The organism is Corynebacterium sp. CCUG 70398 (assembly GCF_024454055.1).
Classification (GTDB): domain Bacteria; phylum Actinomycetota; class Actinomycetes; order Mycobacteriales; family Mycobacteriaceae; genus Corynebacterium; species Corynebacterium genitalium.
This window is the reverse complement of record NZ_JAGPYZ010000004.1, coordinates 89,923-115,037: the sequence shown is the minus strand read 5'-3', so window position 1 is coordinate 115,037 and position 25,115 is coordinate 89,923. Positions and strand designations below refer to the sequence as shown.

General features: G+C 62.5%; 20 protein-coding genes and 2 tRNA genes. 12 read left to right on the top strand and 10 right to left on the bottom strand.

Annotation, left to right across the window (positions count from 1 at the left end; translation table 11 throughout):
- The first annotated feature begins 3 nt into the window (after positions 1-3).
- From KBX07_RS06350 to KBX07_RS06340, 3 genes are all read left to right on the top strand, one after another.
- Positions 4-345, top strand: coding sequence for a DUF3566 domain-containing protein (locus tag KBX07_RS06350; protein ID WP_005287639.1), 342 nt, complete (start codon positions 4-6; stop codon positions 343-345).
- Positions 346-409: 64 nt separating this feature from the next.
- Positions 410-483, top strand: a tRNA-Ile gene (locus tag KBX07_RS06345).
- A 15-nt stretch (positions 484-498) separates the two neighbouring features.
- A tRNA-Ala gene (locus tag KBX07_RS06340) sits at positions 499-571 on the top strand.
- A 422-nt stretch (positions 572-993) separates the two neighbouring features.
- Here the strand turns inward: KBX07_RS06340 and KBX07_RS06335 are convergent.
- Positions 994-2,106, bottom strand: a complete 1,113-nt coding sequence (locus KBX07_RS06335) for an FAD-dependent monooxygenase (protein WP_256023466.1) — start codon at positions 2,104-2,106, stop codon at positions 994-996.
- Positions 2,107-2,149: 43 nt separating this feature from the next.
- The gene (locus KBX07_RS06330) at positions 2,150-3,013 is read right to left on the bottom strand and encodes a polysaccharide deacetylase family protein (RefSeq protein ID WP_256004188.1); all 864 of its coding nucleotides are present in this window, start codon (positions 3,011-3,013) and stop codon (positions 2,150-2,152) included.
- A 122-nt stretch (positions 3,014-3,135) separates the two neighbouring features.
- Here KBX07_RS06330 and KBX07_RS06325 point away from each other — a divergent pair, with 122 nt between their 5' ends.
- The 5 genes from KBX07_RS06325 to KBX07_RS06305 all read left to right on the top strand — a co-directional run bounded on the left by KBX07_RS06325 (position 3,136) and on the right by KBX07_RS06305 (position 8,996).
- On the top strand, positions 3,136-3,786 hold the full coding sequence (locus tag KBX07_RS06325; protein WP_256023464.1) for a CPBP family intramembrane glutamic endopeptidase: 651 nt from the start codon (positions 3,136-3,138) through the stop codon (positions 3,784-3,786).
- Positions 3,783-4,820, top strand: a complete 1,038-nt coding sequence (locus KBX07_RS06320; RefSeq protein WP_256023462.1) for a sensor histidine kinase — start codon at positions 3,783-3,785, stop codon at positions 4,818-4,820. The genes KBX07_RS06325 and KBX07_RS06320 overlap by 4 nt, the downstream gene beginning before the upstream one ends.
- Positions 4,817-5,473 carry a response regulator transcription factor gene (locus tag KBX07_RS06315; protein WP_256023460.1) on the top strand — a complete coding sequence of 219 codons (657 nt, stop codon included), beginning with the start codon at positions 4,817-4,819 and terminating at the stop codon, positions 5,471-5,473. The genes KBX07_RS06320 and KBX07_RS06315 overlap by 4 nt, the downstream gene beginning before the upstream one ends.
- 221 nt (positions 5,474-5,694) lie before the next feature.
- Positions 5,695-7,173: a beta-galactosidase gene (locus KBX07_RS06310; RefSeq protein WP_256023458.1), complete on the top strand. Its 1,479-nt coding sequence runs from the start codon at positions 5,695-5,697 to the stop codon at positions 7,171-7,173.
- A gap of 464 nt (positions 7,174-7,637) precedes the next feature.
- Positions 7,638-8,996, top strand: coding sequence for a lipase family protein (locus KBX07_RS06305; protein ID WP_005287619.1), 1,359 nt, complete (start codon positions 7,638-7,640; stop codon positions 8,994-8,996).
- A gap of 48 nt (positions 8,997-9,044) precedes the next feature.
- Here the strand turns inward: KBX07_RS06305 and KBX07_RS06300 are convergent, their stop codons facing one another.
- Together KBX07_RS06300 and KBX07_RS06295 are read right to left on the bottom strand one after the other, a co-directional pair.
- The gene (locus KBX07_RS06300) at positions 9,045-11,189 is read right to left on the bottom strand and encodes a YhgE/Pip domain-containing protein (protein ID WP_256023456.1); all 2,145 of its coding nucleotides are present in this window, start codon (positions 11,187-11,189) and stop codon (positions 9,045-9,047) included.
- Positions 11,186-11,896 (bottom strand): hypothetical protein, encoded by a 711-nt coding sequence (locus KBX07_RS06295; protein ID WP_256023455.1) that lies wholly within the window; start codon positions 11,894-11,896, stop codon positions 11,186-11,188. The genes KBX07_RS06300 and KBX07_RS06295 overlap by 4 nt, the downstream gene beginning before the upstream one ends.
- 90 nt (positions 11,897-11,986) lie before the next feature.
- On the opposite strand from KBX07_RS06295, the gene KBX07_RS06290 reads away from it, so the two are divergent.
- Entirely contained in the window at positions 11,987-12,547 is a 561-nt protein-coding gene (locus tag KBX07_RS06290; RefSeq protein ID WP_256023453.1) for a TetR/AcrR family transcriptional regulator, read from the top strand.
- On the opposite strand, the gene KBX07_RS06285 is transcribed toward KBX07_RS06290, so the two are convergent.
- Complete coding sequence (locus tag KBX07_RS06285) at positions 12,548-13,237, bottom strand: hypothetical protein (RefSeq protein WP_256023451.1); 690 nt, start codon at positions 13,235-13,237, stop codon at positions 12,548-12,550.
- Between the two features lie 422 nt (positions 13,238-13,659).
- Between KBX07_RS06285 and KBX07_RS06280 the strand changes: the two genes are divergently transcribed.
- The 3 genes from KBX07_RS06280 (at position 13,660) to KBX07_RS06270 (ending at position 18,270) form a co-directional block, all read left to right on the top strand.
- A complete protein-coding gene (locus tag KBX07_RS06280; RefSeq protein WP_255994660.1) occupies positions 13,660-14,622 on the top strand; it encodes a methylenetetrahydrofolate reductase in 963 nt (320 codons plus the stop codon).
- Positions 14,623-14,631: 9 nt separating this feature from the next.
- The gene (gene metE, locus KBX07_RS06275; RefSeq protein WP_256023449.1) at positions 14,632-16,884 is read left to right on the top strand and encodes a 5-methyltetrahydropteroyltriglutamate--homocysteine S-methyltransferase; all 2,253 of its coding nucleotides are present in this window, start codon (positions 14,632-14,634) and stop codon (positions 16,882-16,884) included.
- Positions 16,885-17,364: 480 nt separating this feature from the next.
- Complete coding sequence (locus KBX07_RS06270; RefSeq protein ID WP_255997233.1) at positions 17,365-18,270, top strand: Abi family protein; 906 nt, start codon at positions 17,365-17,367, stop codon at positions 18,268-18,270.
- A gap of 170 nt (positions 18,271-18,440) precedes the next feature.
- Here the strand turns inward: KBX07_RS06270 and KBX07_RS06265 are convergent, their stop codons facing one another.
- The 5 genes from KBX07_RS06265 to gabT are packed head-to-tail and all read right to left on the bottom strand — an operon-like array spanning position 18,441 to position 24,996.
- The gene (locus KBX07_RS06265; RefSeq protein WP_005287600.1) at positions 18,441-19,667 is read right to left on the bottom strand and encodes an acyl-CoA dehydrogenase family protein; all 1,227 of its coding nucleotides are present in this window, start codon (positions 19,665-19,667) and stop codon (positions 18,441-18,443) included.
- A 44-nt stretch (positions 19,668-19,711) separates the two neighbouring features.
- A complete protein-coding gene (locus KBX07_RS06260) occupies positions 19,712-20,887 on the bottom strand; it encodes a CaiB/BaiF CoA-transferase family protein (protein WP_005287596.1) in 1,176 nt (391 codons plus the stop codon).
- Between the two features lie 18 nt (positions 20,888-20,905).
- Positions 20,906-22,144, bottom strand: a complete 1,239-nt coding sequence (locus KBX07_RS06255; protein WP_256023447.1) for a hypothetical protein — start codon at positions 22,142-22,144, stop codon at positions 20,906-20,908.
- Positions 22,145-22,190: 46 nt separating this feature from the next.
- Positions 22,191-23,648, bottom strand: coding sequence for an NAD-dependent succinate-semialdehyde dehydrogenase (locus KBX07_RS06250; RefSeq protein ID WP_255994662.1), 1,458 nt, complete (start codon positions 23,646-23,648; stop codon positions 22,191-22,193).
- 37 nt (positions 23,649-23,685) lie between these two features.
- Entirely contained in the window at positions 23,686-24,996 is a 1,311-nt protein-coding gene (gene gabT, locus KBX07_RS06245; RefSeq protein WP_256023446.1) for a 4-aminobutyrate--2-oxoglutarate transaminase, read from the bottom strand.
- Positions 24,997-25,115 lie beyond the last annotated feature (119 nt).

Here is a 25,115-nt window from a genome sequence, read left to right as displayed (position 1 = left end):
GCCATGGCCGCACGCAACGTGACCCTCACCCGGATTCGGCCGGGCAGCGCCTTCAAGATCGGCATCCTGCTGTCGCTGATCGGCTTCGCAGCATGGCTGCTCGCCGTGACGGTCCTGTACTTCGTCATCGATGCAGCAGGTGTCGTGGACTCGATGAACTCGCTGATCGGCGGCGTCGGCGGCGAGACCGCGATCGATTTCCCGCTCGTGCTGGCCCTGGCCGGTCTGAGCGGGGCGACCGGTGTCGTCTTCGTCGCTCTCATGGCTCCGCTGACCGCGTTCATCTACAATGCGTTGGCAGACCTTGTTGGTGGCCTAGCCATCGAACTAACCGACCAGCAATAGGGCATGTGACCAGGCGATTTGGTTCTATCAAAGCGTCTGGGTAATGTTCTAGAAGTTCCGAGCGGGGCCTATAGCTCAGTCGGTTAGAGCGCATCGCTGATAACGATGAGGTCGCAAGTTCGATTCTTGCTAGGCCCACAAGTTCGGAACAAAGGGGCATTAGCTCAATTGGTAGAGCGCCTCCCTTGCAAGGAGGAGGTCAGGAGTTCGATTCTCCTATGCTCCACAGCTCAGACCCCCTGGCTTCGGCTAGGGGGTCTTCTTGCTGTGTGCGACGTCCGTAGGAGAAAGGCTGCCGAGCTCCGGGTCTCAAACTCATAAATCGAAGTGCGAAACTGCTAACTCCTGGCGGAGGGATACGTGGTCATGGTCGGGGGTCAGGGGAGAAAGGCCACGGTCTACAGCCGCGCTTAGAGGTTGGAATCTAAGAGTCAATGAAACTATGAAATGAATGGCTGAAATTCGCACTTTCATTCGCAGTTTGACACTTTGATTCTCAGTTTGATGCAAAGTGGGAATCTCAGAGACATGAACTAGACCCTTATCGTTCTTCCGGCCTGCAGTTACATCCGCGGTCCACGGGGATCATCAACCTGCCCAAAGTCGCCCGCGCGGTCTTTGGTGGCTTGGCATTCGGTGCCGGTAGTTCTAGAGGGTTGGCAATTCCCAGCTAGTCACCGCCTGAACTTGGCGGTTCGTTGCTGCACCCGGCATACGTTTGAGCACCCAATTGCGCGCTGCCGCTATGCGAGCACCGCCGGTGTGCACAGAGCGCCCAACAAGCCTGGATTGACGCGCAATCTGCTGGCTTCGGCGCAGACGGTGCTCGTCGTAAGCGCTCAAATCCACAGTGCCCTTCTGGAGAAGCCCGGCAAGAACTGCAGCATCTTCTAGGCCCTGGCACGCGCCCTGACCGAGGTTCGGGGTCATGGCGTGGGCCGCATCGCCCACCAACACCACCTTGCCGGAGTGGTAACTCGGCAGGGGAGACGCCAACTCCTGGATGGGCAGGTACTGGATCGACTCATCCGGCGTTGAGCGAAGCAAAGCAGGAATGGGCTCATGCCACTGACCGAAGGCGTCCCTCAACTGGCTCAGGCCGGTCTCGCCGGGTTGAGCTTCCGGGCCGGTGCGGACAGCGAACCAGTAGACGCGGCCGTCGTGAAGCGGAACGGCGCCGAATCGAGCGCCTGCGCCCCAGGTTTCGAAGCCGGCGTCGAGTACCGGGCCCTCGGTGATTGCCCGCCACGCGCTGTAGCCTGCGTAACTGATTTCTGGGCCGTCAAAGCAGCTGCGGCGCACCGCGCTGCGGATCCCGTCTGCACCGACGACCACGTCGAACTGTTCCACCGCGCCGTTGGCGAAGGTGACAACGCCGGAGCTAGCGTCAACGGCCAAAGCCTCGGCGGAGGTGTGAATGCGCGCCTCAGGGATGCCGTCGATAAGCAGCGCGTGGAGCTCGGAGCGACCGAGCGCGAGTGAAGCTTTGGTGACCTCAGCTGGGATATGCGTCAGCCAATTCCCCTGGGGGTTGCGAATTCCACCCCGTAGAGGGACTTGGTTCTGTTGCAGCTCACGGAAGCGAGCGCCGATGCCTAAAGCATCGAGGGCGGCCAGACCGTTCGGGGCGAGGGTGATACCGGATCCACCGCCGCGCACCTGTGAATGACTCTCGTGAATCTGCACGTCCATGCCGTTGCGGTGAAGTGCCGCGCCCAGTGCAAGACCCGAAATGCCAGCGCCGATGATGCCTACTCTCATGGCCTCGAGCTTACTGGCCAGCGTGAACGGCTCCCCAGCCTGACTATCTCGCGTCAGGCACTGACCCGTCGACGAACACGAAGCGGGCATCGCTCATCTCCTCCAGGGCGGCGCGTACACCCGCGGCGGTTCCGGACTCGGGGTGGTTCATATGGGCCAGCACAATCGCGCCGTCAGGCGCGTCCTGGATGCGGGCGGCGACCTGACTTGCGGAAGCTTTGGCTCCGTCATCACCATTGACTGAGAACCCGGCGATGCTCACACCGAGGTCGCGGGCAATCTGCACGGCGACATCGTCGTAGTGGGCAGTTCCGGAACGGAACCAGGTCGAATCGGCACCGAAAGAACGCAGCAACTCGCGGTTGACTTCGATCTCGTCAATAACCTCGGCGGGAGAGCTCGTACCGGCGATGCCGTAGGCGGATTGGCCATTCACCGACAAGGGTGCGTGGAGGGTGCCGTGGTTTTCGAGGCGGAAGAGGGGGTCGCTGTGAAGCGTGCGCGTCATGTCAGGGTTCTCCTCGATCCAGCGGTGGTTGAGGAAGAGCGTCGCGGGAACGCTGAACTCCCGAAGCGTATCGACGAGCGCCTCATCTACCCCCATCCCCGTCGGGCCGCCGCATGCGTCAAAGGTCAGGGCGATCGTGTGCGCGCCGGGCGTGGTGGGGACAGTGTCGGTGATGCCGTCCATGTGCAGATCGAACGTAGTGGGGGTAAGGGTCGCGTAGGTCTCAGCCGACGGCGGGGCAGTGGTGCTCGGTGTCGTGCTGGTCGGGGTGACTGCGGTGGTGCGCGTGCCGCTGGCCTGCGTGTTCCCCTCCAGATTGGCGCACCCGCCGAGCACGGCGGCACCGGCGGCGATGAGAGTGCCGGTGAGGAATTGTGCGCGACTGAACTGCTGATCCATTCCGCTTATCGTCATGGGCCGGCGGGCGGTGCGCAACAATGGCCTCCGAATTGTCCCCATCTGGGGGACGCGGCGGCGACGGGGAAGCGCGTTGACTACCAGGTATGCGTAGTTCAACGTTCATGTCTTTCAAGAGCACCCCCGCGATGTGGCTGTTCGCCGCCGTGTATGTCGCCTGGGGAGTGCGGGGTTTCTTCATTCGTTTCGACGCGCCCGTGGCGATAGCGGCCAACGCCGTGCTCGCTGCCGTTGGTGTGTGGGCGTTCCGGGGCGTCATTGTGGATCATGCGCGGGGTTTGGCAGAGAATCTCCGCCAACCGCTGCGTGTTCTCGGTGTGCTGGGCTTGTTCTTTGCGTGTCTGATTGCCGGAAGCGTCATCTTCAGTATCGCTATCAACCTGACGGGGTTGGCGGATTATGAATTGGAGAATGATGTGGCGGTGGGGGAGATCGTCGTCAAGCAATCGGCGTTGGTGAGCGTTGCGTGGATGGCTGTGCTCGGCCCGGCCGGGGAGGAGCTGTTCTTCCGCGGGTTCCTCATCCGGTTTCTCGGGCAATGGTTCGCGCCGGGATGGGCGATCGTCGCGTCGGCGTTCATCTTCGGGCTGGTGCACGCCAGCGGTGTCAGCGCGGCGGAGATGATCTTCGTCCTGCCGCACATTTTCGCAGGCCTCGGCTTCGGGCTGGTGACGTGGAAGGGTGGTATCGTGCTGTCATTCCTGCTGCATGCGGCGGTGAATACTCTGTCGCTGCTCCCGATGCTGATCCCATGATGCGAACACGTCTGACGTTTCTCACCGACATTGCGGTCCCATGCTTGATTATGGCGCTGCTGTGGATCCCGCGGCCGGAGCACGTCGCGTCCACGGCTGATGCGGCCACCGGCGCGGTCTTGTGCGTTCTCGCGGTTGCCGCTACGGCGTTGAGCAGGCGGTTTCCCGTTGTCATGCCGGTGGTGCTGCTCGTTACGACCATCGCGGGGTGGGCTCTGGAGCTGATCCGGGATCCGTTCATCGCATTCTCCTGGAGCCTCATTCCGCTGGGCATCCGGCACTGGCGCGCGATCCGCCGCTGGCTGCCCGCGCTGTGGATCGGTGTCATCGCCAGCCTGGTGATCGCGGTCGACGGCCTGGGCTCGCTCGCGGTTGCTCCGGTCGCGGTCCTGGTCAGCCTCATCATCGCGGAGACCGAAGGCCGCCAGCGCAACCTCGAGGCACGCGAAGCAGAGGCGGCGTTTGCGCACTACACAGCACGCGAGCTTCACGACGGCATCGGCCACAGCCTCTCCGTCATCCGCGCCGAAGCAGGCGTGGGGCTCATGCTCCCCTCTGTGGCCACGCACGATGATGTGCGTGACGTGCTCACCCGGATCGAATCCCAGGCCGAATCGGCCATGGCATCCGTCGCGGAGATTGTGGACGTTTACGGCGAAGGCGCAGCTGACGGCGCGCAACACAGCATCCGCGATGCGATTGCCGCCGACCGGGCCGCCGGTCTGAGCGTTACCGTGCACGGGGCGATTCCTGAGCGGGAGGTTCCCGTGCGCATCATGCAGGAGATGCTCCGCAACGCGCGGAAGCATTCGGCAGACGGGCACTGTGATTTGAGCTTCGAGAACACCGCCGGCGAGTGGGTTGTGACCTGCACTAACGCAGTCTCGTCGCGGCTTGGTGAGGGCCACGGGCTGAAGAATCTGGAGACCCGCGCCCGCGCCCTCGGCGGTAGCGCACAATGGGGCATTCACGATGGCGTGTTCCGCATTGAGGTCCGCGTGCCGGGCCCGTCGCACAGAAAGGCGTGGGCATGAGCGCGAGCATTGTGCTTATCGACGACAACACCGCCCTCCGCGACGCCTACCGCCGCGCCATCGAACTACACGGGGGCCTTGCGATTGTCGGTGAGGCGAGCGGTGGGGCAGAGGGCGCCCGCCTGATTCAAAGCGAGCGTCCCACCGTTGCGCTGGTGGATATGCGCATGCCGGAGTTGGACGGTTTGGGGGTGCTACGCGCCGTCGATACGCAGGCGACAAAGGTCATCATCTTCACCGCGTTCAATGAGGAGCGCTACGTCGAGCCAGCTCTGCGCTTAGGCGCATCGGGGTTCCTGCTGAAGAACTCCTCGCCGCGCGACGTTCTCGCAGGTATCGACGCTGTGCTAGGCGGCAACGCGTGCCTGGCGCCCGAGGTTGCCCGCCGGTTGCTGGACACCATGCAGTCCCGCAGTGAAACCGATGCGGGGCAGCTCTCCCTGGCGCAGGTCGCGTTGAGCGAGCGCGAACGGGAGGTCATTGCTCTGGTGGCCCGCGGTATGAGCAACCGCGACATCGCCGCCGAGCTGGTCGTGGAGCCCGAGACCGTGCGAACGTACCTCAAGCGCATCTTTGCCAAAACGGGGATGACGAACCGGACAATGCTGGCCGTCGCCGCCATTGAGGCGGGACTGGCGGCGCCAGGCCGTTAGGTGCGGCGTTTGGGCAGCGCGCCATGAGGACCTCACTGGCTGGCTTGCACCGGAAGGAGTGGCGTGCAGGTTATCGGCGTAGCTGAGGGTGCGTCGCGTCGACAGTGTTGGCCGCTTTCGATGTAGCTGTCCGCAGACTGTTTCTTAGTTTATCTTTACGTTATACTCATGAAACGATTTTGCAATCATTCCAGAGCGGATCTTGAGGCGGTCTACGGAATATGGATTCACGCACTAGCGGTTTCGCACGATTCACCCAGTTTCTTCAGGCACTTTTCCCGCAACGCAACGCTCGTAACGCGTCGCTCGCAACCTGCGTGATCACAGCGCTGACGGCTTCCTTCTTGGTGGCTCCGCAGGCACAGGCGGAAGATACGACGACCTACCGCGGTACGAACGGTATTGGCATTGTCACCAAGCATGTCGACGACGCGACATCAGTAAGCGAGGTCGAAGAGTCCTTCCGGACCGCCAAGGAGATGGGTGTTGAGTGGACCCGTGTTGGCGCTCCGTGGTACCACATCGAGCGCGAACGAGGTCACTACAACTGGAAGTTCCTCGACCAGACCGTTGAGATCGCTAAAAAGTACGACATCAAGGTCATGATGCAGGTCTCCACCGCACCTCAGTGGGCCACCAGCGTTGGAGACATGTCCGAGGCAGAAAAGAACTCGCTCGACCACTACAAGGACACCTACGCGCCGAAGCCCGAGTACTACAACGACTACGGCCGGTACTTCGCTGACGTGGTCAATCGCTACTCTGCCCACGGAATCGTGGACTACGAAGTGTGGAACGAGCCGTCGATGCAGGGCTTCTGGAGGGAATCCTCCGATAACCCGAACCCGAGCCCGGAAAGCTACACCAAGCTTCTCCAGGCGACCTACCCGAAGGCGCACGCTGCTAACCCGAACGTGAACGTCATCGCTGGTGGCCAGGTTGTGCTTCCCACCTACGATGATGGCACCGTCGTCAACGGTGTGGAGTATCTCGAGCGGATGTATGACGCTGGTGCCAAGGGTAACTTCGACTCCTTGGCCCACCACCCCTACGGCATCGGTGCAGAGTACTGGGAATACAACGGCTGGGCCTACATGTTCGATGAGCCGAAGACGAAACGCTCCCCAGGCAAGTCCCTCCACTCCGTGATGTCCGCTCACGGTGACGGCCACAAGGAAATCTGGTTGACCGAGACCGGCCAGGACACCCTCAACGCCAACGAGCAGGTGCAGGCGGAGACCTACCAGGACTACATGGAGGCCTGGAACGAAACCCCCAACCTCGGGCCGATCATCTTCTACCAGCTCCACGACCGCAAGTCCTACGGATCCAATGATAAGGAAGACTACTTCGGTGTTCTCCGTGCCGATGGTTCGTGGAAGCCGGCTGCCCACACCATTAAGAACTTCACCGGCGGTGATGACGCCACACCGGTCGAGTCCGAAGCCGTGCCACCGGCTGACGACGACACCGAGGTGGACTCCGGCGCGCCCGTTCCTGCAGAAGGATCCGAGCCCTCTGAATCGTCCGAAGCCTCCCAGCCTTCGAAGCCCGATTCCGAAGAAAAGGCCGAGGCGAACAAGGAGAAGTCCGCACAAAAGTCGGACTCCGGAGATAGCCCCTTGGCTCGCCTGTGGACATCCATCTCTGGCTTCCTGCGCAATAACGTGTGGAAGAAGTTCCTGGACTTGTTCTCCTAGTACTCCCGGTAGGACTAACCCGAAGCTCCCGGCAGACGTGCTGTAACGGCACGGCTCCCGGGAGCTTTCGCTATTTTGTCCCGCAGTTGGCAGGCTGTGCGGAAAAGTTGACAAACGTTTCCCCGGTTTGGGGCACCGAAAACCTTTTGACCTGCACAAATGGCGCTAGGCAGAAATCCAGTTTGTCAACTTTTCCGCAGGAGGCGGATGCCCTTGAGTCCTCAACGCTGAGCAAACAGAAATCTCCGCGTCAAGGCCCCCTTTTGAGGCCCCGGGGGTCTCGTTTGATCACGACGAACCTGCAGTTAGCGGGGAAAACTAGTCCGCCACTCCGTCACGTTGTGCACCGCCACGCCGTGCCTATGTAACGAACACGTATCGGCTAAGTAAATAACACATGTAGAAAAGCCGAAGAACTTTGTGTACAAATTAAGAAACCTCAAGTTTCTATCAGGAGGCATGGCATGAAGAAGAACACGCGAGTCGTCGGCAGCGCGATGGCCGCTCTGGCAATGAGCATTGGGTTAGCAGTCCCGCCGGCGGCGCTGGCGCAGGAAGACCCGAGCTCCCTCTCAGAGCTGAGTTCGTTGAGCTCGGGCAGCTCTGCGGTCGACGGCTTGAGCTCGACCAGCTCTGAACTGGACGGCTCGAGCGCCGCCGACACCGGGGCGGTGATGGATGACGTCGAAGAGCCAGATCCCGTCTACCGCAGTGGTCTCCCTAACGTGACTCCGCAGGGTGAACCGGGAACCGTGCTCGCTGAGGTGCCGCTCGACCAACGCGTGGGATTAGACAGCGCATCGGAGCAGTACCGCATTGCGTACACCACCGTGAACCAGCACGACCAACCTGCAGTGAGTACTGGCGCTGTCTTCTTGCCGGAGGGTGAGAAGCCGGAGGGCGGCTGGCCCGTGCTGGCCTGGGCGCACGGGACGGTCGGCTTGGCTGATGAGTGTGCGCCGTCGATCAACCCTCTCTCCCAGGTTGAAGCAGATTACCTTAACACCTTCCTGGACGAGGGCTACGCGATTGTCGCTTCTGATTACGTGGGGCTGGATTCTCCCGGCTTCCACAGCTACCTCAACGGAAAGGTCGCAGCAGAGAACGTTGTTGACTCCGTTGCTGCCGCGCACAACATGGAGATCCCGCAAGACAGTGAGCCCGTGTTCGCCGACAAATGGTCGGTGATCGGGCAGTCCCAAGGAGGCGGTGTTTCTCTCCATGTTGCTCGCCAAGCTACGGGGCTGAGTGAGGACATGGGGCTCGACTATCGCGGTGCAGTGGCAACGGGTGCACCGGCGTACGTCGAAAACCTCATGGTGGCTGCCGGACCTACCTTCCCGCGCACACCGCAGACCGGAATCTCGGCAACCTACTCGCTGTACATTCTCGCTGCTGTGCAAGAGGCTAACCCGGATGTCGACTTCGACTCCGCTTTGACCGACGAAGGCCGTCGCATGATTGCGGAATCCAAGAAGAGCTGTCTCTTCGAGGTCGCTGAAGCCATGAACGGTGTGAGCCTGGCGAAGGCATTCAACAAACCGCTGCGCGAGGTACCGGGCGCGGACGCCGCGATCCGTGACTTCCTGACCACCCCGGTGAGCGGCTACGACAAGCCGGTCTTCTTGGGCCACGGTCTGTGGGATTGGGACGTGCCCACCCCGATCGGGATGGTGCTCAACTCGGAGATCTGGGCCCGCCAGTTCATCGGCAACCCGCGCAACAACCGCGTGGTGGTCCGCTGGTACCCAGCCGACCACGTGGACACCATGCTCATTTCCACCAGGGATTCCGTGCCGTTCCTGGCCGGTATCATGAGCTAAACCCCAGTTGAAAGCTCACAGACTAGCCCGGGCTGAGCTCAGCCCGGGCTATACTTGTAGCTCGGGGTGGATGTCTTTGTCCATGAGGACACGCTCGCGCCAGAACCCGGCCATCGCCAGGAGGAAGGCCGCCACTCCCACGAAGGCGAGGACACCGAGGGCTTGTTCCAAACGCGGGTCGCCGGTAGAGGAACCGAAGAGGGTGTGGCGCATCAGGTCCACCGAGAAGCGCATCGGGTCCCAGGAGTGGACCCACTGGATGAAGTCCGGCTGGACTTCCGGCGGGTAGACACCGTTGGAGGCCACGAGCTGCAAAGTCATCAGCACCATGGTCAGCAGACGGCCCACGTTAGGGCCGAAAAGGGCGTTGATGGCGATGATCGAGGTGACAAACACCATCGAAATGAAGCACAGCGCGCCGAGCATCTGGCCGGGGTGCACCGGGTCGATATCCAGCAGGAAGACCTGGACGAGCCACAGGATCAGCGCCTGAATCAAGCCGATCCCCACGGCCGGGATCCAGGTGCCCATGACCACGCGCGCCGGGTTTGTACCGGAATCGATCGCACGGCGGGAGATCGGGTTGAAGATCATGAACATGATCAGGCCGCCGAACCACAGCGACAGCGACAGGAAGAACGGCGACAGTCCCTGGCCGAAGGTAGTCAGGGTGTCACCCGTCTCGTTGAGGCGGACAGGGGAGGAGGCCACGGATGAGGCGTCCTCCAGCTTGGAGCCTTCAAAGCGGGGGACTTGCTCGGCGCCTTCGGTGATTTTCAGGGCGAGTTCGCCGGAGCCGTCGTCAAGCTGAATCAGGCCTTCGTTGAGGGCTTCGACACCGACGACGAGTTGGCGTGTGCCGTCGACAAGCATGGGCGTTTTCTCGGCTGCCGAGTCGACACCGACGACCAGCGTCTCGGTGCCATCGGTCAGTTCCCCGGTGCCCGTGACGAGCTTGCCGGAGCCGTCGTGCAACAGCTTCAACGCGGCGGAGAGGGTTTCCGCGCCATCAGCGGCCGTATTGATGCCCTGCACGTACTCCGCAGCGGGGTCGTTGAGCTGGGTGGACAGCTCGCGGGCGCCGTCGCGAAGCTGCCGCAGCTTGCTGATCGTCTCCGGATCCAGCGCGGTATCGACCATCTGCTGCGTCTCCGGATCAACGGTGATGCCGGCCGCCGCCTGCGCCTCACGGGCCTTGTCGACCAGGTCGCGCGCTGCCGGACCGCCGACGTTTTCTAGGTCGTCGATCGCTTGGTCCAGCGCCTCATTGATCTTCCTGTTGGCCTCCTGCAGCTGTGCGAGCTGGTCGCTGACACCGGTGACTTCATCCACTCCAGCGGACACAGCGGCAGCACCGGCACCCAGCGCGTTGGTCGCCGTGCGCAGTTTGTCCATGCCGTCCGCGAGCTCGTCGGCGCCGTCCGAAGCTTCCCCGAGGCCTTCGTTGAGCTTCTTGGCGCCGTCGTCCAGCTTGTTGGCACCGTCGTCAAGCTTGTGCGCGCCATCGACGAGTTCCGGAAGCTTTTCGACGGCAGTATCAACCCCATCCTCAAGCTTGTGCACCCCGTCCTCAAGCTTCTGGGAGCCATCCTTCGCTTCACCGGCACCCTCGTGCAGTTGACCGGCACCCTCAGAGGCTTGGTCCATGCCGTCCCCGATGGTGTTGAAGCCCATGAACAATGTGTTGGTGATTTGCTCGCCGACGGTGCTACTGATCACCGCCGTCATCACACGCGCCACCTGGTTACCCAGCATGGTGGGGATGAAGCCGTTGGTGTTGTTCAACGTGACGTTCATCTTCGCCGGGTGCGGCTCGTCCGAGTTCACGGACACTGCAGCCTCAGAGAAGTCCTCTGGGATCTCCACACCCAGGTAATAGGTGCCGTCCGCGATGCCCTGCTGTGCTTCCTCCGCGGTGACCTCGACGAAGTTCATCGGCTCGACCTTGAGCAACTCTTCTGTCACCTGCTCGCCGGCGCGCATTTCCTCCCCGTCAGGGCCCTCTGCGCCCTTATCCGAGTTGACCAGCGCCACTGGGATTTTGTCCAGGTTGCCCATCGGGTCGAAGTACGACCAGACGAAAATACCGCCGAACAGTAGCGGCAGAACCGTAATGGCCAGCAACGCCAGCGGCGGCAAGACGCCATTGAGCAGCTTGCGGAAGTGGGTGCCCACATGAAGTCCGGAAATCATGCGCTGGCCTCCTCGGTGTGTTCGGTCTGTTCGGTTTCAAGTTCGGGTTCGGACGGGTTGCCCGAGCGCAGATCCGAGCGCAGATCTATGACGTGGTCCGCGTGATTGCCCGGGTCCTCGTTCACGGTGCTCACGACAACCGGTAGGTGGCGGGAGAGCGTGAGAAGGTCGTCGAGAAGCTCCTGGCGCAGCTCTGCACTGCGGATCTGGTCAATGTCGTCCACGACGATCGCCGCCGCGTTCTTGCGCGCGACCAGCGCGAGAAGGACGCGCAAACGGAAACGGTCCTGGACGGTCAGATCACCGACGTCGAGAGACGGGTCAAGGTCAGTCAGGCGCAACGGCTCCAGCCACGGCTTGACCAAGTCGTGGCTGAGAATGTCCTTCGGCACGAACTTGAAGAACGGTTGCGCCCAGGCGACCTGCTCGCGAATCACCTCGCGGGTGTCCACCTGGCGCTCCAAGCTGTCCAGCAGCGTGGTTCCGGCGAGCGCGACATTCTTGAAGCGCTGGCGGGGTTTCGATGCGTCGCCAACATGCACGTCACCGCTCTTCTGGCTGAAGCGGCCGGCGAGCGTCATGCACAGCGTGGTCGCGCCGACTTCGCGCTCAGTGATCAGGAGGGTCAGGCCGTCGTAGATGTCGAACGTCAGCGGATCATCGCCTTTACGCAAAACAAGATCCCGCACGTTGAAGATGGGTTCCATTGGGTGCCCCCTCGGCTAAGTGGAGGATAGACTATCGGAAATTCATGCTGTATCATTCCGCACTATAAGACTGTAGTCAAGGCGGGGACGATGAGATCTGACGCAAAAGCACGGCGCGAAAAAATCATTGACGCGGCATGCGACCTGCTGCGCACCCGCCCTGAATCCACCGTCACCCTCGGGGCCATCGCCGCCCGCGCCGGGGTCGGCATCGCCACTCTCTACCGCAACTTTCCCACTCGGGCGGACCTCGACGCCGCGTGCGGGCTGCGGTTGTTGACGATCGTGGGGGAGTTCATTGACACAGCGCTCTCGCGCTTTGCCGACGACCCCCAGGTCCACTGGGACACCTTCGTGTGGCAGCTTCTCGACTACGGTGCAGGACCCCTCGTCTCCGCCATCGCCCACGACCGGTGGCAGCACCACCCGGAACTGTCCGCCAAGCGAGCGGCCACCATGGATGCCTTCCAAGGCGTGCTGGACAAGGCTGCGCCCGCGGGCCTGGTGCCTGCAGGGCTCACGCCGCTCGAGTTCGCCGCGGAAATGTTCGTGGTCACTCGGCCTCTCGGCGGCGTGCTGGCTGAGGTCGACCCAGACGTGCAGCGCCGCCTCGTCGGCCGGTTGCTCACTGCCTGGAGGAACGCGGGCTAGTTACTGGTTTTCGCGGGGGTTGGTGGCGTTGCGCTGATCGTCGTCAAGCGTGTCCAGCGTGGACAGCTGCTCGTCGATGGAGGACAGCAGCTCCTCATCACGCTGCGCCGGCTCCTCCGACAGGGGGCCGTGAGCCGAGTGCGCGCCTGCGGCTTCGTCCTCGACGCGGTTGCCGGTGCCGATCTTGTCGGCCCCCTGGCCCTGTTGCTCGTCCGTCTTCTTCACTGGGCGGTGGTCCTTGCGCGGTGCCTGCTTCGGCTCCTCGCGCAGGAAGAAGTACCAAACGGCACCACCGATCGCGGCCAGGAGAGCAAGGATGCCGGTCGCTGCGCCCATGCCCTTCGCCTGCTTCTTGCGCTTGTTCTTCTTGGCGGTCTTCTCCGCCTTCTTCAGCACACGCTTGCCCAGCTGGTCCGAGTCGAACTGGGCGCGGCGGCGGTCCAGGCGGGCGTGAGCGGCGCGGGTAATGTCGCCGGCTTCGCGGCGGGCCTCGCTGAAGCGGGACTCGTCAATAATGTCGTCGACGTTGTCGATGTCTTCGAGATCGTCAGCGTCGACACCGCGGCTCGGGTTGGCTAGAACACGCACTGCCTCGTAGACGTTGCGCTTCTCAGCCTGGTTCAGATCGCGGTACTGGCCGTAAAAGTGGTTAGCCACCTTCATGGCCAGACGAATATTGCGGAGGTTCATGGCGTTGGTCACCTTTCGGGGAGTTAGCTTTGCCCTCCACAGTAGGTATGTCTGCGGGTTCTCGCCGTCTTTAGAACTCTAGTATCGCCTTTTACGCGTTCTCCGGCCCTATTTCGGCCCGTTTTCGGCCTAGAAGGCGATAGTAAAATTCCATTTTGGCTCCGCCACGCCGCGTTCTGAACCGCTCGGTCCATTTCCGCACCGCTTAACCGCCCGGGAAGCCGAATTAAATTCACGCAGGGAACCCCCTCAACCAGCACGAACACCCCGCCCAGCCCGCTGACCTTTTGATCGCCCCGCAGCCCGGGGGTTACATTCACACACAGTTTTCCAAGTGCTGAGCCCAGCCAGTTCAACGCCCCGCTAAAGCGGAAACGTTGAACAGATAAACCTAAACCGACTAGGACGAAAGGACTCCTTCGTTGTCTGAAGGACATTTTTCGTCGAGGCTGTCGGCGTCTGCGCCCTTGGATCCCCTCGATGAAGCACCGGAACAGCCGGTTCGCACTCCTGCGCGCACGGCTTTGAGTTTCGAGCTCATCCCTCCGCGCCATGATGCTGATGAGGCCAAACTGAAGGACCTCGTTTCCGGCCTGGCGGCCTACAAACCCGACTACATTGCTGTGACGAGTTCACGGCGTTCGGGCTGGCTAGAGGGCACGGCCGACTTCATTGCGCGCCTGACCGAGTCGACGAACTTGCCGACCATCGCTCACCTGGCCTGCACAGCGGGCACGGAAGAGGAACTGGCGGACTGGATCCGCCGCCTAATCGACTCTGGTGTGCGCGGATTCCTCGCCCTGCGCGGTGACCTCCCGGAGGGGGAGACCAGCCTGCCGGAGGGCTACCTGCAGTACGCGACGCAGCTGCTCACCCTCATCCAGGAGATCGAGGAGGAGAATGCGTACCGCCTCGCCGCGGGCAAGCTCGCCCTGTCGGTGGCGTGTTATCCCTCCGGCCACGCGGAGTCGCCGACGCCGGACCTCGACCTGGACGTTCTGCTGTCGAAGCAGCGCTTGGGCGCGGACTTCGCCATCACGCAGCTGTTCTTCGCCGCAGAGGATTACCTCCAGTTCGCGGAGCAGTCGCGCATGGCTGGCGTGCGCATCCCCCTCATCCCCGGCATCATGCCTATGACCAGCCTGAAGCGGGTCGAGCGCATGGGCGTGCTGTCGGGGATTGAGGTACCGCAGACCGTGGTTGACGCGCTGTCGTCGGCCAGCACGCCGGAGGAGGAGTATGAGGCGGGCATGCAGCTCACTGTTGAGCTCACGCAGAAGCTTCTCGACGCCGGCGTTGGCGGTCTGCACATCTACACCCACAACAACCTGGCGGTGACCGAGGACCTGTTGTCTAGGCTCGGCATTGAGAAACCAACCAACTAAGGAGATACTGTGACGAATTTCCCTAAGGCAACGATCGAGGGTTACCCCCGCATCGGTGCGAACCGCGAGCTCAAGCGCGCGCTGGAGTCCTACTGGGCCGGCCGCATTGACGCTGACACGTTCCGCACCACGACGCGCGCGCTGCGCATCGACACCTACAACCACCTGCGCGACCTCGGTCTGACCGAGGACTACGCCATCCCGGCGGATGTCGCGTACTACGACCAGGTGCTCGAGACCGGCCTGACCGTCGGCCTGATCGCTGGCGGCACCGACCTGGACGAGGAGTTCGCTCTCGCCCGCGGCAACGACACCCGTGTGCCGCTGGAGATGACCAAGTGGTTCGACACCAACTACCACTACCTCGTGCCTGAGGTTGAGGCTGGCCAGGACATCACCCCGGCTCCGGAGCGCATTGTCCGCCTGGTTGAGGAAGCCCGCGAGGCTGGCCACGCTGTCCGCCCGGCACTCGTCGGCCCGATCACCCTGCTCGCGCTGGCTAAGCCGGTTGAGTGGTCCCTGCTGGACAAGCTTGTCGACGCCTACGCCGCCGTCTTCGCAGCCCTCAAGGACGCCGGTGTCGAGTGGGTGCAGGTCGCCGAACCGGCACTGGTCGCCGACCTGTCCACCCCGGATGCTGAGCTGGCGAAGTACGCGCAGTCCGCTTGGTCCCGTCTTTTGGACGCTGAACAGCGTCCAAATGTGTACATCACCACCCCGTACGGCTCGCTGCGCGAGGGCCTGAACGCCCTGGCATCGGTGAAGCCGGAGGCTCTCCACGTCGACCTGTCCCCGTGGACCCTTGACGCTGACCCGGACTACCCGCAGCGTGTCGCTGCAGCCGTCCAGGATGGCACCACCCTCGTTGCCGGCCTCATCGACGGCCGCAACGTCTGGGCCGCTGACCTGCGCAAGAAGGTCGAGGTCTTGGAGACCCTGGGCACCGCGGGCGAACCGCACGTGTCCACCTCCACCTCCCTGCAGCACGTGCCGCACACCCTGAACGCCGAGAAGAACATCCCAGTCGAGGTCGCACCGTGGCTCTCGTTTGCCGACGAGAAGATCGAAGAGATCACAGCTCTCGTTGCCGGCGAGGTCAACGCACCGGAGGCGTTCGGCCGTTCTGACCGGGCTGTGCGCACGCGTGCAGAGTCCACTCGTATTCACAACGCGGACGTCGTCAAGCGTGTTGAGGACCTGCCGACCGGCGAGGTCCAGCGCCAGCCGCTGTTCGCCGAGCGCAAGGAAGCACAGAAGGAGCTCGGCCTGCCGGCGCTGCCAACCACCACGATCGGTTCCTTCCCGCAGACCAAGGAGATCCGTGAGGCACGTGCGGCGCACCGAAACGGCGAGCTGAACGATGAGCAGTACACCGAGGCTCTGAAGCAGGAAGTCAAGCAGGTCATCGAGCTCCAAGAGCGCCTGGGCCTGGACGTCCTGGTCCACGGCGAGCCGGAGCGCAACGACATGGTGCAGTACTTCGCGGAGCTTCTCGACGGCTTCGTCGTCACCGAGAACGGCTGGGTCCAGTCCTACGGCTCCCGCTGCACCCGTCCGCCGATCGTTGTCGGCGACGTCTCCCGCCCGGAGGCCATGACCGTCGAGTGGTCCGCCTTCGCGCAGTCCCTGTCCGACCACCCGGTTAAGGGCATGCTCACCGGCCCGGTGACCATCCTGGCCTGGTCCTTCAAGCGTGACGACGTGCCGCTGTCCGTCTCCGCCGACCAGATCGGCGTCGCTCTCGCCGACGAGGTCGCCGACCTGGAGAAGGCCGGCATCAAGGTCATCCAGATCGACGAGCCGGCCCTGCGCGAGCTCCTGCCGCTGCGTGCCGACGACCGCCCGTCCTACCTCGACTGGGCCGTCCGCGCCTTCCGCCTCGTCGCCCTGGAGGCGCAGCCGACCACGCAGATCCACACCCACCTCTGCTACTCCGAGTTCGGCCAGATCATCGATGCCGTCGCCGGCCTGGATGCCGACGTCACCTCCATCGAGGCCGCACGCTCCAAGATGGAGCTGCTCGAGGACATCGACGAGACCTTCCATGCCGAGATCGGCCCGGGTGTCTACGACATCCACTCCCCGCGCATCCCGTCCAAGGAAGAGATGGTCGAGCTCATCAAGGCCGCCCTGGAGAACGTTCCGACCGACCGCCTCTGGGTCAACCCGGACTGCGGCCTGAAGACGCGCGGCTACGCCGAGGTCGAACCGGCCCTGGCCAACATGGTCGCCGCCCGCGACGAGGTCGTCTCCGGCCTCTAAGACTCGAAGGTCCCAGGCCCCTAAGGTCCGAGCCCCTGAGCCTCCGAGGCTTACAACCACTTTCAAACGGCTAACCCCGGGAACCGTGTACATGGTTTCCCGGGGTTTCCGTCGTTTTGGAGAAGGGGCTCCAGGCCCCGGCCGTGCGCTCCAGTGGACCCGCGTGGATCTCGATTACATCCACACCACTGACCGCCGGTAAAACCCCAGGTCAGATTTAGTGGCTGCGGTAACTAGGTAATCGAGATCCACGAGTCCACGGGCCACCACCACGGGCCCCTACGCGAACGCGCCGATGCCGGTCATCTTCTGGCCGAGGATCAGGGTGTGCATCTCGTCGGTGCTGAATATGTAACGAAACCTACGCAGTGCATTGCTCTATTTGTGCAGATTGGGTAGTATTTTAATCAATCGAGACCCCCTCCAAGCTTCTCATCGGAACAGCGCAATATGAGAGGGGGGCTTGTTATTCTTAGCACTGTGAACAGGCGGAAAGACTACCTGTCGGTCCAAGAGCAGGTCGAGAAAATCAAGGATCGAGGACTTAGCATCCCATCCGAGAAAGCCGTCGCTTGTTTCCTGGAACGGAATAACTACTACCGTTTCTCTGGCTATATGCGCTATTTCCAAAAGGACTTGGCGCATGGTGAAGATGAATTCATTGCTGGTGCTACGTGGGATGAAATCGTCGATCTGTACGAATTGGATGCACGCTTGAGGTCTCTCCTGCTCGACGGGATCCAACTCGCTGAGATTTCTACTCGAACCGCGTTCGCTCTGAGTGAGGGCGCGAAACATGGTCCGTACGAAAGCTTCCTTAGGTCCACGGCTTACAAGCTGCCTAAAGATCCTTCAGTGAAGCCGACGCACAAACTGATTGCTAGTGAGCTTCAACGATCGAAGGAGCCGTATATAAGTAAATACCGCAAAGATGCAGCTGGGAGGGGTCCTGCCTGGTTGAGAGACGTACCGGTGTGGGTGGCCGTTGAAACGTTCTCGTTGGGAACGCTTTCTAAGGCGATCACTTACAGGAATGACGCTGGTGCTGTGTATGGAGAAACTTGTTCTACCCTCGGGGTTGGTAAACCTTTTCTTGCCAGCCAGCTGCGTTCCTTCACCTTTGTGAGGAATAAGTGTGCTCACTCATCACGCTTGTGGAATTGTTTCGTTCTTGACCAGCCGAAAGTGCCAACGAGTGCGAAGAACCGGGCCGAACGAACCTTAGGTGAACCCTATGAACCAAACTCCGTGATGGCGACAATCGTTGCCCTGGATAACTTCCTTTTCCGCACTGGCATGCGTGTGGGCTTCCTCGATGAGTATCTAGAACTTGCAGCTGGAAAGCCGGCTTTTCGTCGAGGGATATCCGATCCGCAGAATTCTTAAGGGCTCTTTTGATTCCTGAAGGATGGCCCCGGCCGTGCGCTCCAGTGGACCCGCGTGGATCTCGATTACATCCACACCACTGACCGCCGGTAAAACCCCAGGTCAGATTTAGTGGCTGCGGTAACTAGGTAATCGAGATCCACGAGTCCACGGGCCACCACCACGGGCCCCTACGCGAACGCGCCGATGCCGGTCATCTTCTGGCCGAGGATGAGGGTGTGCATCTCGTCGGTGCCCTCGTAGGTGCGCACGGATTCGAGGTTGGCGGCGTGGCGGATGGGGGAGTAGTCGTGGGTCACGCCGTTGCCGCCGAGAATGGTGCGGGCCTCGCGGGCGATCTCGATGGCGGTGCGGGTGTTCTGGAGCTTGGCCACGGAGATCTGGGAGATGTCCAGGGTGCCGGCGTCTTTCTGGCGGCCGATGTGCAGAGCCAGCAGGTAGCCCTGGTTCAGCCCAACGGCCATGTCGACGAGCTTTTTCTGGGTGAGCTGGAAACCGGCGAGCGGTTTGCCGAACTGGGTGCGCTCCTTGGCGTAAGCGAGGGCGCATTCGATGGAGTCGCGGGCGGCGCCGAGCACACCCCAGCCGATGCCGTAGCGGGCCTCGTTAAGACACATGAACGGGGCTTTGAGGCCGAAGCGGCCCGAGAGGATCTTGTCTTCGCCGACAAGAGCGTCCTTCATATAGATGTGTGCCTGGGTGGAAACACGCATGGACAGTTTCTTGTCGATCTGCTGGGGGTCGAAGCCCGGGGTGTCCTTCTCCACGATGAAGCCGGCGATGGTCTCGTCGCGGCCCTCCGGAAACCCGTCGAGACCAGCTGCTTCGAGGTCGGCGGTGGACACCTTGGCCCAGATGATGGTCAGGTCGGCGTAGTGGGACAGGCCGATCCAGCGTTTCTCGCCGTTGAGCACCCAGCCTTCACCGGGCTTGTAGGTGGCGCGGGTGGTCATGGAGGCGGGGTCGGAACCGGCGGTGGGCTCTGTCAGGCCGAAGGCGCCGAGAAGCTCGCCGGCAGCCATTTTGGGCAGGTATTTCTCCTTCTGCTCCTCGGTGCCGTTGAGGTGGATCGAGGTCATAGCCAGCGAACCGAGCACGGAGAAGATGGTGCGCAGGCCGGAGTCAGCTGCTTCGACCTCGAGCATGGCCAGGCCGTAGTCCACGGCGGAGCGGCCGGGGCAGCCGTAGCCGGACAGGTGTGCGCCGATCATGCCTTTTTCAGCGAAGCGGGGGATGAGTTCGAAGGGCACGTGGGCGTCTTCGTACCACTGGCCGACGTGGGGTTTGATCTCGCTTTCGACGAAGGAACGGATATCGTCGCGCCATTCGATTTCATCGCGGGAGAGCAGGCTGTCGAAGTTGATGAGGTCGGTGGCGAGGGGAGATGCGGAGGTCATGAGGTTCCTTTCGGAAGTTGAAGAGGCTGAAGAGATGGAAGCGGTTATTTGGCAGGAGTTTGGGCGATCCACTCGAGGACGTCGCCGCGATCTTCGTCGAGGCCGGGGGCGGCCTTGGTGTAGGTGATGCCGCCGGAGCTCATGTCGAGGGGATTGGAGACGAAGGGGACGCGGTCGGTGCCGTCCTTAGTGGTGATTTCGACGACGGGCTCGAGCTCGAGGTCGTCGGCGAAGCCGATGGCTTCACGCACCGACAGGATGGGTGCGATGGGAAGGCCCTTGGCGCGGAACAGGTCGATCCATTCGTCGGCGTTCTTCGACGCGAGCAGTTCGGTGAGGATCGGGCGCAGTTCCTCGCGGTTGGCATTGCGCTGCTCGTTGGTGGCAAAGCGGGGATCGTCGGCAAGCTCGGGGGAGCCGAGGCCGTTGACAAGCGTTGCGAATTGCTTGTTGTTGCCGACGCAGATGACGAGCTCGCGGTCCTTGGCGGGGAAGGGGCCGTACGGGAAGATCGACGGGTGGTCGTTGCCCGTGCGGGTCATCTCGGCGTCGGAGGCGACGGCGGCGGATGTCATGTTGACCATGGACGACAGGGCCGCAGACAGGAGGTTGGTGCGGATCGTCTCCCCGCCGCCGCCGAATCGTTCGCGGCGCAAGAGCGATGCGAGGATGCCGACGGTGGTGTGCAGCCCGGTGAGGACGTCGATGAATGCGTAGCCTGCTTTTTGCGGCGGGCCGTCGGGCGAGCCCGTCATGGACATGAACCCGCTGGACGCTTGAATGAGCATGTCGTAGCCGGGAAGCTGCGCCCCAGCGCGCGAGCCGAAGCCCGTGATTTTCGCGTGAATGAGCTCCGGCCACCGTTTTCTCACGGTCTCTGGGTCGAGCCCGAATTTATCAAGGCTGCCGACACGGAAATTGTCGATCAGCACGTCCGCCCGGTCAATGATCGCGTACGCCGTGTCCAGGTCGTCCGGGTCCTTCAAATTGAGCTTGATGGAATTCTTGTTGCGGTTGATCGACAGGTAGTACGTGCCCACATCGCCGCGCTTCGGCGGCACCCACCCGCGGGTGTCGTCGCCATTCGGCCCCTCGACCTTGATCACGGTCGCGCCGAGGTCCGCGAGCAGCATCGTCGCATACGGCCCAGCGAGCACGCGCGAAAAATCCGCGACGACAATGCCTTTTAAGGGGCCGGCTTGTGGTTGCTGTAGCGCCATTTTCTTACGGTCTCCTTTTTAGTTTCGCTGTTCGCTTATCGACGACTCCAGGTCCTGCTCCAGCTCCCCAATGAACTCGTGGTCTTCGATATTGGATTTGCGGGCGGATTCCTCGAGCTTCTTCCTGTCCGCCGCGGGGAGAGCATCCGCGCTGCCGTGGCGGCGGAACAGGCGCCGTGCCTCGCGGCGCAGGGAAATCTCCTTGCGCAGGTCGTGGCGGTGCGTCCACCAGGCCCAGCCGATGATGACCATGATGAGGATCCCCATGTAGCCGAGGATGGGGTAGACCCAGCCGATGAGGTTGCTGAAGCCGATGAAACTGAGAACGAAGCCGACAAGCGCGGTGACGACGTAGACGGGGTAGAAGCGCTTCGGGTTATTGCGTGAAATGCGCTTGCCGAAGGCGTAGAACATGCCGATCGCGGTGTTGTAGACCATGCCGTAGATGGCCACTGTCATGACCAGGCCGAGGATGGGGTGGATGTCAGTGACCATCGCCAGGGTGGGCATTTCCTGGTCCTTTACAGTGTCCACGCTCAAGTACAGCGCGGTGACCAGCATGGCCAGCAGGAAAAGGAAGCACGCGCCGCCGGCGAGGCCGCCGAGGCCCGCTTCGCGGGGGTCGAAGAGACTGCCGCCGATCACGATCGCCATGGACACACCGACGATAACTTGCAGGCCGATGCTGTTGATCGCGGACACCCACCAATTCGGCAGTGTCGTCGGAACCTGGGTAGCCTGCTCGTGCAGGTTGGCGAAGTCCGGGTTGGCGTTGATGATCGCCCACACCGTGGCGATGCCGATCATGATGATGATCAGCGGGGTCAGCGCACCGATCGCCACCGTCACCTTCTCCACGTCCAACAGGCCGGTGAGCAGCACTAAGACCAGCATGATGGTTGCGCCGACCCATTCCGGCCACCCGAATTGCTGGTTCAGGTTGGCGCCCGCACCGGCGAACATGGAAAAACCGATGCAGAACAGGCAGACCAGGGTGGCGGCGTCGAGGATCTTGGACACGATCGGACCGGAGATCTCGTCGAACACGCTCGTGTGCTCGGTGGCGCGGTGGTAGCTGCCTAGCTGCAGCATGGCGAAGCCAGTTAGCGCCAGTGCCAGCGCCGTAATGATCGCGCCGAGCACACCCCAGTTGCCGAAGGCCACAAAATACTGCAATGTCTCACGGCCGGAAGCGAAGCTGGCGCCGACGAGCACGCCGACAAATGCCATCGCGATATTGAACACTCTCAGTCCCATGAAAGAACCTTTCTCTATGCGGGAGTTGCTGGGGGGATCCGGCCGTTTAGAAGCCGATATAGCGGATGTCCAGGTATTCCTCGATTCCCTCGGTCCCGCCTTCGCGGCCGAAACCGGATTGCTTGATGCCGCCGAACGGGGCGGCGATGTCGGTGATCATGCCGCGGTTGATTCCCACCATCCCGGCGGCGAGTTCTTTGGCGAAGCGCTTGCAGGTGTGCGTGTTCTCGGAAAACGCGTAGGCCGCGAGACCGAATTCGGTGTCGTTGGCCTTCTCGATCGCCTCGTCGAGCGTGCTGAACGTGGTCACTGTCGCGACCGGCCCGAAGATTTCCTCGCGCAAAATCCGCGCCCCGTCGGGGATGCCGCTGAGCACGGTGGGCGGGTAGAAGAAGCCCTTCCGGTCCGGGACCTCACCGCCGCGGTGGACGGTGGCACCGGCTTCGACGGTCTCGGTGACCAGGTCGTGGATGCCGTCGCGTTGGGCGGCGGTGATCATGGGGCCGAGGGTGGTGCCGTCGTCAAGCCCGTTGCCCATGACGACCTTGTCCATCTTCTTGCTGAGTCGTTCTGCGAAGTCCGCGGCGATCGATTCGTGCACGATAAAGCGGTTGGCAGCGACGCACACCTCGCCGCCGTTGCGCAGTTTCGCCTGCATGGCGCAGTTCAGCGCGAGGTCCATATCGGCATCCTCCGCGACGACGAACGGGGCGTTGCCGCCGAGCTCCATCGACGCGCGCTGCAGGTGCTGCGACGACTGTTTCACGAGGATCTTGCCCACCTTCGTCGAGCCGGTGAATGTGATCTTCCGCAGGCGTTCATCCGCCATCAGGGTGTCCGACAGCTCGCTCGACGTCGTGCTGGGGAGGACGTGGATGAGGTCGCGCGGGGCGTCGAAACGCTCCAGCACGTCCCACATGACCTGGCCGAGCAGCAGCATCGATAGCGGAGTCTCCCTGGCGGGCTTGACCAGCACCGGGCAGCCGGCCGCAAGCGCGGGCGCGATCTTGCGGGCACCCATCGCGAGCGGGAAATTCCACGGCGTGATCGCTAGGACCGGACCCACCGGCGCGCGCGAGACGACGATGTCCCCGGCACCGGACGGCGACTGGGCGTAACGGCCGGGAATTCGCACCGCTTCCTCGCCGAACCAGCGGAAATAGTCCGCCGTATTCGCCGTTTCCCCGCGCGCCTCCGCGAGAGGCTTGCCCATCTCGATCGTCATCGTGCGCGCGAAATCATCCTCGCGCGCAAGGATTTCCTCGTAGATTGCGTGCAGGATATCGGCGCGCTGGCGCGGGGTGAATGCGCTGAACTTCTCTTGCGCATCTACGGCGCGGGTCAACGCGTCGAGCCAATCATCCGCACGCGTATCCGCGACCTCTGCCACCCCTTCCTCCGTCGCCGGGTTCACCACCGTGAACGATTCGCGCTGAGCAGACGTGTCGGCGCGCGGATCCAGTGGCAGGTTATCCGGCAGCTGCTGATCGGTGGTCAGTGTCATGTCGGTCAACTCCTTGGGTGTGTGCGTGGTGCGGTGCTTAGAAGGTGCTCTTGACGGCGGCAACGAGGATTTCTAGGCCCTCGACGAGCAGAGTCTCCGGGATGACCAGCGGCGGGAGAAGGCGGATCACGTTGCCGTCTGTGCCGCAGGTGAGCGTCACAACGCCCTGCTCCTTGCATGTGTTGGCGACGGCGGTTGCGCGTTCGCCGGTGTCCAACTCGAGGGCGATCATGGCGCCGCGGCCACGGACTTCGCGCACTTTCTCTTTATCCACGAGTGGTTCGAGGTGCGCCCGGATCAGCGACTCGATCTCTTTCGCCCGTCTCCGCAGGTCGTTGTCCTCGATTTCTTCGAAGACTGCCAGCGCTGCGGCGCAGGCCAGTGGATTTCCGGCGTAGGTGCCGCCGAGCGCGCCGGGTCCGGGCGCGTCCATGATCTCCGCGCGGCCGGTCACAGCAGACAAAGGCAGGCCACCTGCGATCGCCTTGGCTGTGGTGATCAGGTCGGGTTCGATTCCTTCGTTGTCACAGGCGAACATGTCGCCTGTGCGCGCCAGGCCAGCTTGGACTTCGTCGGCGACGAAGACGACGTTGTTCTCACGGCACCAGGATACGATCGCTGGTAGGAACCCTTTCGCTGGTTCGACGAATCCGCCCTCGCCTTGGATCGGTTCAAGCACCACGCAGGAGAGGTTGTCCGCGCCGATCTGCGTTTCGAGCACGCGGATCGTTCGCTCCGCCGCCTGTTCGCCCGTCAGCCCGTCGTGCAGTGGGTACGACGCGGGCACGCGGTGGACATCCGAGGCGAACGGCCCGAAACCATCCTTGTACGGCTTATTCTTCGCTGTCATGGCCAGCGTGAAGTTCGTGCGCCCGTGGTAGGCGTTATCGAAGGCGGCCACCGCGTATTTCCCGGTGTGGGCGCGGGCGATCTTCACCGCGTTCTCCACTGCTTCCGCACCGGTGTTGAACAGCGCGGTCTTCTTCGGGAAATCGCCCGGCGTGAGCTCATTAAGCTTCTCGCAGACAGCCACGAATCCTTCGTAACCGGTGACGAGGAAGCAGGTGTGGCTGAATTTCTGCGCGGCGTCTGCGACCGCCGCAGACACCCGGGGATTGGAGACACCGACCGAGGTCACCGCGATGCCGGAGGCGAAGTCGATGAGGGAGTTACCGTCGGCGTCGATAAGCACGCCCCCGTCCCCGTCGACGATGTAGCGCGGCAGGCCCGGCGCCATTGCACGAGCGACGGCTTCTTCCCGGCGTTCATTCAAGCGCGCGTTCTCCCCGTCAGTTGGAGCGCTGGTGACGCGGCGTTCCTGGGGTAGGCGGTAGGTGAGGTCCTGCATGATCACTCCTTCAAAACCGGTAACTATTTGTTGACAAAACAGTATGGAGCGAAGAAGGTGACCCGCGTCATGTACAGTGTGGCGAAATAGAGACGTGAGTTTATACAGAACGGAGACTA

Excerpts from the sequence above, each read along its gene's own strand:
- KBX07_RS06350 (WP_005287639.1), top strand. The coding sequence starts at position 4 with ATGGCCGCACGCAACGTGACCCTCACCCGGATTCGGCCGGGCAGCGCC.
- KBX07_RS06335 (WP_256023466.1), bottom strand. The coding sequence starts at position 2,106 with ATGAGAGTAGGCATCATCGGCGCTGGCATTTCGGGTCTTGCACTGGGC.
- KBX07_RS06330 (WP_256004188.1), bottom strand. The coding sequence starts at position 3,013 with ATGGATCAGCAGTTCAGTCGCGCACAATTCCTCACCGGCACTCTCATC.
- KBX07_RS06325 (WP_256023464.1), top strand. The coding sequence starts at position 3,136 with ATGTCTTTCAAGAGCACCCCCGCGATGTGGCTGTTCGCCGCCGTGTAT.
- KBX07_RS06320 (WP_256023462.1), top strand. The coding sequence starts at position 3,783 with ATGATGCGAACACGTCTGACGTTTCTCACCGACATTGCGGTCCCATGC.
- KBX07_RS06315 (WP_256023460.1), top strand. The coding sequence starts at position 4,817 with ATGAGCGCGAGCATTGTGCTTATCGACGACAACACCGCCCTCCGCGAC.
- KBX07_RS06310 (WP_256023458.1), top strand. The coding sequence starts at position 5,695 with ATGGATTCACGCACTAGCGGTTTCGCACGATTCACCCAGTTTCTTCAG.
- KBX07_RS06305 (WP_005287619.1), top strand. The coding sequence starts at position 7,638 with ATGAAGAAGAACACGCGAGTCGTCGGCAGCGCGATGGCCGCTCTGGCA.
- KBX07_RS06300 (WP_256023456.1), bottom strand. The coding sequence starts at position 11,189 with ATGATTTCCGGACTTCATGTGGGCACCCACTTCCGCAAGCTGCTCAAT.
- KBX07_RS06295 (WP_256023455.1), bottom strand. The coding sequence starts at position 11,896 with ATGGAACCCATCTTCAACGTGCGGGATCTTGTTTTGCGTAAAGGCGAT.
- KBX07_RS06290 (WP_256023453.1), top strand. The coding sequence starts at position 11,987 with ATGAGATCTGACGCAAAAGCACGGCGCGAAAAAATCATTGACGCGGCA.
- KBX07_RS06285 (WP_256023451.1), bottom strand. The coding sequence starts at position 13,237 with ATGAACCTCCGCAATATTCGTCTGGCCATGAAGGTGGCTAACCACTTT.
- KBX07_RS06265 (WP_005287600.1), bottom strand. The coding sequence starts at position 19,667 with ATGACCTCCGCATCTCCCCTCGCCACCGACCTCATCAACTTCGACAGC.
- KBX07_RS06260 (WP_005287596.1), bottom strand. The coding sequence starts at position 20,887 with ATGGCGCTACAGCAACCACAAGCCGGCCCCTTAAAAGGCATTGTCGTC.
- KBX07_RS06255 (WP_256023447.1), bottom strand. The coding sequence starts at position 22,144 with ATGGGACTGAGAGTGTTCAATATCGCGATGGCATTTGTCGGCGTGCTC.
- KBX07_RS06250 (WP_255994662.1), bottom strand. The coding sequence starts at position 23,648 with ATGACACTGACCACCGATCAGCAGCTGCCGGATAACCTGCCACTGGAT.
- gabT (WP_256023446.1), bottom strand. The coding sequence starts at position 24,996 with ATGCAGGACCTCACCTACCGCCTACCCCAGGAACGCCGCGTCACCAGC.